Origin of the sequence: Pseudomonas sp. FSL W5-0203 (assembly GCF_001896155.1) — a bacterium.
Lineage (GTDB): Bacteria > Pseudomonadota > Gammaproteobacteria > Pseudomonadales > Pseudomonadaceae > Aquipseudomonas > Aquipseudomonas paracarnis.
In genome coordinates this window covers 1-5,755 of the sequence record NZ_MPOR01000082.1, presented here as the reverse complement: position 1 = coordinate 5,755, position 5,755 = coordinate 1, and the positions used below count along the sequence as shown (strand labels likewise).

At 50.8% G+C, this 5,755-nt stretch carries 1 protein-coding gene, 2 tRNA genes and 3 rRNA genes; all 6 read left to right on the top strand.

Features of this window, described 5'->3' with window-relative positions:
• Positions 1-230, top strand: a 230-nt coding sequence (locus tag BOP96_RS30325) for a hypothetical protein (RefSeq protein WP_218189990.1), incomplete at its 5' end; no start/stop codon positions are given.
• Between the two features lie 266 nt (positions 231-496).
• A 16S ribosomal RNA gene (locus BOP96_RS28985) occupies positions 497-2,033 on the top strand.
• Between the two features lie 81 nt (positions 2,034-2,114).
• Positions 2,115-2,191: transfer RNA gene (locus BOP96_RS28980), tRNA-Ile, on the top strand.
• A 30-nt stretch (positions 2,192-2,221) separates the two neighbouring features.
• Positions 2,222-2,297: transfer RNA gene (locus BOP96_RS28975), tRNA-Ala, on the top strand.
• A 247-nt stretch (positions 2,298-2,544) separates the two neighbouring features.
• Positions 2,545-5,436: ribosomal RNA gene (locus BOP96_RS28970) — 23S ribosomal RNA — on the top strand.
• A gap of 156 nt (positions 5,437-5,592) precedes the next feature.
• Positions 5,593-5,708: ribosomal RNA gene (gene rrf / locus BOP96_RS28965) — 5S ribosomal RNA — on the top strand.
• The 16S, 23S and 5S rRNA genes sit together here with 2 tRNA genes alongside, the layout of an rRNA operon.
• Positions 5,709-5,755: the final 47 nt, after the last annotated feature.

Genomic DNA, 5,755 nt, shown 5'->3' with positions numbered 1-5,755 from the left:
AGTCTGAAATAGGTGTTGACGGCGAATTATATCTGTCTATAATTCGCCCCACTTCCGGCGCAGTCGAAACGGAAAACTCCTTGGTAAACAATGAGTTACGCAGTTCTCGACAGCAAGTTGCTTCAGTTCATCGAAGCCAAAAGGAAGTTGAAAAAGAGGTGTTGACAGCAGCGTGTAACGCTGTAGAATTCGCCTCCCGCTTACGAGAGATCGCAAGTGCAAGTGGTTGAAGTTGTTGAAGAAATCTTCGAAAACTTCTGAAAGTAACCACTTGACAGCAAATGAGGCTGCTGTAGAATGCGCGCCTCGGTTGAGACGAAAGATCTTAACCAACCGCTCTTTAACAACTGAATCAAGCAATTCGTGTGGGTGCTTGTGGAGTCAGACTGATAGTCAACAAGATTATCAGCATCACAAGTTACTCCGCGAGAAATCAAAGATGTAACCAACGATTGCTGAGCCAAGTTTAGGGTTTCTTAAAAACCCAAAAATGTTTGAACTGAAGAGTTTGATCATGGCTCAGATTGAACGCTGGCGGCAGGCCTAACACATGCAAGTCGAGCGGTAGAGAGAAGCTTGCTTCTCTTGAGAGCGGCGGACGGGTGAGTAATGCCTAGGAATCTGCCTGGTAGTGGGGGATAACGTTCGGAAACGGACGCTAATACCGCATACGTCCTACGGGAGAAAGCAGGGGACCTTCGGGCCTTGCGCTATCAGATGAGCCTAGGTCGGATTAGCTAGTTGGTGAGGTAATGGCTCACCAAGGCGACGATCCGTAACTGGTCTGAGAGGATGATCAGTCACACTGGAACTGAGACACGGTCCAGACTCCTACGGGAGGCAGCAGTGGGGAATATTGGACAATGGGCGAAAGCCTGATCCAGCCATGCCGCGTGTGTGAAGAAGGTCTTCGGATTGTAAAGCACTTTAAGTTGGGAGGAAGGGTTGTAGATTAATACTCTGCAATTTTGACGTTACCGACAGAATAAGCACCGGCTAACTCTGTGCCAGCAGCCGCGGTAATACAGAGGGTGCAAGCGTTAATCGGAATTACTGGGCGTAAAGCGCGCGTAGGTGGTTTGTTAAGTTGGATGTGAAATCCCCGGGCTCAACCTGGGAACTGCATTCAAAACTGACTGACTAGAGTATGGTAGAGGGTGGTGGAATTTCCTGTGTAGCGGTGAAATGCGTAGATATAGGAAGGAACACCAGTGGCGAAGGCGACCACCTGGACTAATACTGACACTGAGGTGCGAAAGCGTGGGGAGCAAACAGGATTAGATACCCTGGTAGTCCACGCCGTAAACGATGTCAACTAGCCGTTGGAAGCCTTGAGCTTTTAGTGGCGCAGCTAACGCATTAAGTTGACCGCCTGGGGAGTACGGCCGCAAGGTTAAAACTCAAATGAATTGACGGGGGCCCGCACAAGCGGTGGAGCATGTGGTTTAATTCGAAGCAACGCGAAGAACCTTACCAGGCCTTGACATCCAATGAACTTTCTAGAGATAGATTGGTGCCTTCGGGAACATTGAGACAGGTGCTGCATGGCTGTCGTCAGCTCGTGTCGTGAGATGTTGGGTTAAGTCCCGTAACGAGCGCAACCCTTGTCCTTAGTTACCAGCACGTTATGGTGGGCACTCTAAGGAGACTGCCGGTGACAAACCGGAGGAAGGTGGGGATGACGTCAAGTCATCATGGCCCTTACGGCCTGGGCTACACACGTGCTACAATGGTCGGTACAGAGGGTTGCCAAGCCGCGAGGTGGAGCTAATCCCATAAAACCGATCGTAGTCCGGATCGCAGTCTGCAACTCGACTGCGTGAAGTCGGAATCGCTAGTAATCGCGAATCAGAATGTCGCGGTGAATACGTTCCCGGGCCTTGTACACACCGCCCGTCACACCATGGGAGTGGGTTGCACCAGAAGTAGCTAGTCTAACCTTCGGGAGGACGGTTACCACGGTGTGATTCATGACTGGGGTGAAGTCGTAACAAGGTAGCCGTAGGGGAACCTGCGGCTGGATCACCTCCTTAATCGACGACATCAGCTGCTCCATAAGTTCCCACACGAATTGCTTGATTCATTGAAGAAGACGAAAGAAGCAGCCCGAAATTGGGTCTGTAGCTCAGTTGGTTAGAGCGCACCCCTGATAAGGGTGAGGTCGGCAGTTCGAATCTGCCCAGACCCACCAATTTTGTGTGGGAAACGCCTGTAGAAATACGGGGCCATAGCTCAGCTGGGAGAGCGCCTGCCTTGCACGCAGGAGGTCAACGGTTCGATCCCGTTTGGCTCCACCACTACTGCTTCTGTTTGTATAAAGCTTAGAAATGAGCATTCCATCGTTGTGATGGTGAATGTTGATTTCTAGTCTTTGACTAGTTCGTTCTTTAAAAATTTGGGTATGTGATAGAAAGATAGACTGAACGTTACTTTCACTGGTAACGGATCAGGCTAAGGTAAAATTTGTGAGTTCTCTTAATTGAGAAATTCGAATTTTCGGCGAATGTCGTCTTCACAGTATAACCAGATTGCTTGGGGTTATATGGTCAAGTGAAGAAGCGCATACGGTGGATGCCTTGGCAGTCAGAGGCGATGAAAGACGTGGTAGCCTGCGAAAAGCTTCGGGGAGTCGGCAAACAGACTTTGATCCGGAGATGTCTGAATGGGGGAACCCAGCCATCATAAGATGGTTATCTTGTACTGAATACATAGGTGCAAGAAGCGAACCAGGGGAACTGAAACATCTAAGTACCCTGAGGAAAAGAAATCAACCGAGATTCCCTTAGTAGTGGCGAGCGAACGGGGACTAGCCCTTAAGTGGCTTTGAGATTAGCGGAACGCTCTGGAAAGTGCGGCCATAGTGGGTGATAGCCCTGTACGCGAAAATCTCTTAGTCATGAAATCGAGTAGGACGGAGCACGAGAAACTTTGTCTGAATATGGGGGGACCATCCTCCAAGGCTAAATACTACTGACTGACCGATAGTGAACTAGTACCGTGAGGGAAAGGCGAAAAGAACCCCGGAGAGGGGAGTGAAATAGATCCTGAAACCGTATGCGTACAAGCAGTGGGAGCCCACTTTGTTGGGTGACTGCGTACCTTTTGTATAATGGGTCAGCGACTTATTTTCAGTGGCGAGCTTAACCGAATAGGGGAGGCGTAGCGAAAGCGAGTCTTAATAGGGCGTCTAGTCGCTGGGAATAGACCCGAAACCGGGCGATCTATCCATGGGCAGGTTGAAGGTTGGGTAACACTAACTGGAGGACCGAACCGACTACCGTTGAAAAGTTAGCGGATGACCTGTGGATCGGAGTGAAAGGCTAATCAAGCTCGGAGATAGCTGGTTCTCCTCGAAAGCTATTTAGGTAGCGCCTCATGTATCACTGTAGGGGGTAGAGCACTGTTTCGGCTAGGGGGTCATCCCGACTTACCAAACCGATGCAAACTCCGAATACCTACAAGTGCCGAGCATGGGAGACACACGGCGGGTGCTAACGTCCGTCGTGAAAAGGGAAACAACCCAGACCGTCAGCTAAGGTCCCAAAGTTATGGTTAAGTGGGAAACGATGTGGGAAGGCTTAGACAGCTAGGAGGTTGGCTTAGAAGCAGCCACCCTTTAAAGAAAGCGTAATAGCTCACTAGTCGAGTCGGCCTGCGCGGAAGATGTAACGGGGCTCAAACCATACACCGAAGCTACGGGTATCACGTAAGTGATGCGGTAGAGGAGCGTTCTGTAAGCCTGTGAAGGTGAGTTGAGAAGCTTGCTGGAGGTATCAGAAGTGCGAATGCTGACATGAGTAACGATAATGGGTGTGAAAAACACCCACGCCGAAAGACCAAGGTTTCCTGCGCAACGTTAATCGACGCAGGGTTAGTCGGTCCCTAAGGCGAGGCTGAAAAGCGTAGTCGATGGAAAACAGGTTAATATTCCTGTACTTCTGGTTATTGCGATGGAGGGACGGAGAAGGCTAGGCCAGCTTGGCGTTGGTTGTCCAAGTTTAAGGTGGTAGGCTGGAATCTTAGGTAAATCCGGGATTCTAAGGCCGAGAGCTGATGACGAGTTATCTTTTAGATAACGAAGTGGTTGATGCCATGCTTCCAAGAAAAGCTTCTAAGCTTCAGGTAACCAGGAACCGTACCCCAAACCGACACAGGTGGTTGGGTAGAGAATACCAAGGCGCTTGAGAGAACTCGGGTGAAGGAACTAGGCAAAATGGCACCGTAACTTCGGGAGAAGGTGCGCCGGTGAGGGTGAAGGACTTGCTCCGTAAGCTCATGCCGGTCGAAGATACCAGGCCGCTGCGACTGTTTATTAAAAACACAGCACTCTGCAAACACGAAAGTGGACGTATAGGGTGTGACGCCTGCCCGGTGCCGGAAGGTTAATTGATGGGGTTAGCTAACGCGAAGCTCTTGATCGAAGCCCCGGTAAACGGCGGCCGTAACTATAACGGTCCTAAGGTAGCGAAATTCCTTGTCGGGTAAGTTCCGACCTGCACGAATGGCGTAACGATGGCGGCGCTGTCTCCACCCGAGACTCAGTGAAATTGAAATCGCTGTGAAGATGCAGTGTATCCGCGGCTAGACGGAAAGACCCCGTGAACCTTTACTATAGCTTTGCACTGGACTTTGAATTTGCTTGTGTAGGATAGGTGGGAGGCTTTGAAGCGTGGACGCCAGTCTGCGTGGAGCCATCCTTGAAATACCACCCTGGCAACTTTGAGGTTCTAACTCAGGTCCGTTATCCGGATCGAGGACAGTGTATGGTGGGTAGTTTGACTGGGGCGGTCTCCTCCTAAAGAGTAACGGAGGAGTACGAAGGTGCGCTCAGACCGGTCGGAAATCGGTCGTAGAGTATAAAGGCAAAAGCGCGCTTGACTGCGAGACAGACACGTCGAGCAGGTACGAAAGTAGGTCTTAGTGATCCGGTGGTTCTGTATGGAAGGGCCATCGCTCAACGGATAAAAGGTACTCCGGGGATAACAGGCTGATACCGCCCAAGAGTTCATATCGACGGCGGTGTTTGGCACCTCGATGTCGGCTCATCACATCCTGGGGCTGAAGCCGGTCCCAAGGGTATGGCTGTTCGCCATTTAAAGTGGTACGCGAGCTGGGTTTAGAACGTCGTGAGACAGTTCGGTCCCTATCTGCCGTGGACGTTTGAGATTTGAGAGGGGCTGCTCCTAGTACGAGAGGACCGGAGTGGACGAACCTCTGGTGTTCCGGTTGTCACGCCAGTGGCATTGCCGGGTAGCTATGTTCGGAATAGATAACCGCTGAAAGCATCTAAGCGGGAAACTAGCCTCAAGATGAGATCTCACTGGAACCTTGAGTTCCCTGAAGGGCCGTCGAAGACTACGACGTTGATAGGTTGGGTGTGTAAGCGCTGTGAGGCGTTGAGCTAACCAATACTAATTGCCCGTGAGGCTTGACCATATAACACCCAAGCAATTTGCGAACTCGAGAGAGACCAGATTGCGGTGTGTGAAGACGCAATGAACCGAAAGTTCGACGCTCACAAAACACCACGATCTATCACATACCCAATTTGCTGAAGCGAGGCCAGCTGGCCACGACTCAGTACCCGAATTTCTTGACGACCATAGAGCATTGGAACCACCTGATCCCATCCCGAACTCAGCAGTGAAACGATGCATCGCCGATGGTAGTGTGGGGTTTCCCCATGTGAGAGTAGGTCATCGTCAAGATTAAATTCCGAAACCCCAATTGCGAAAGCAGTTGGGGTTTTGTTTTG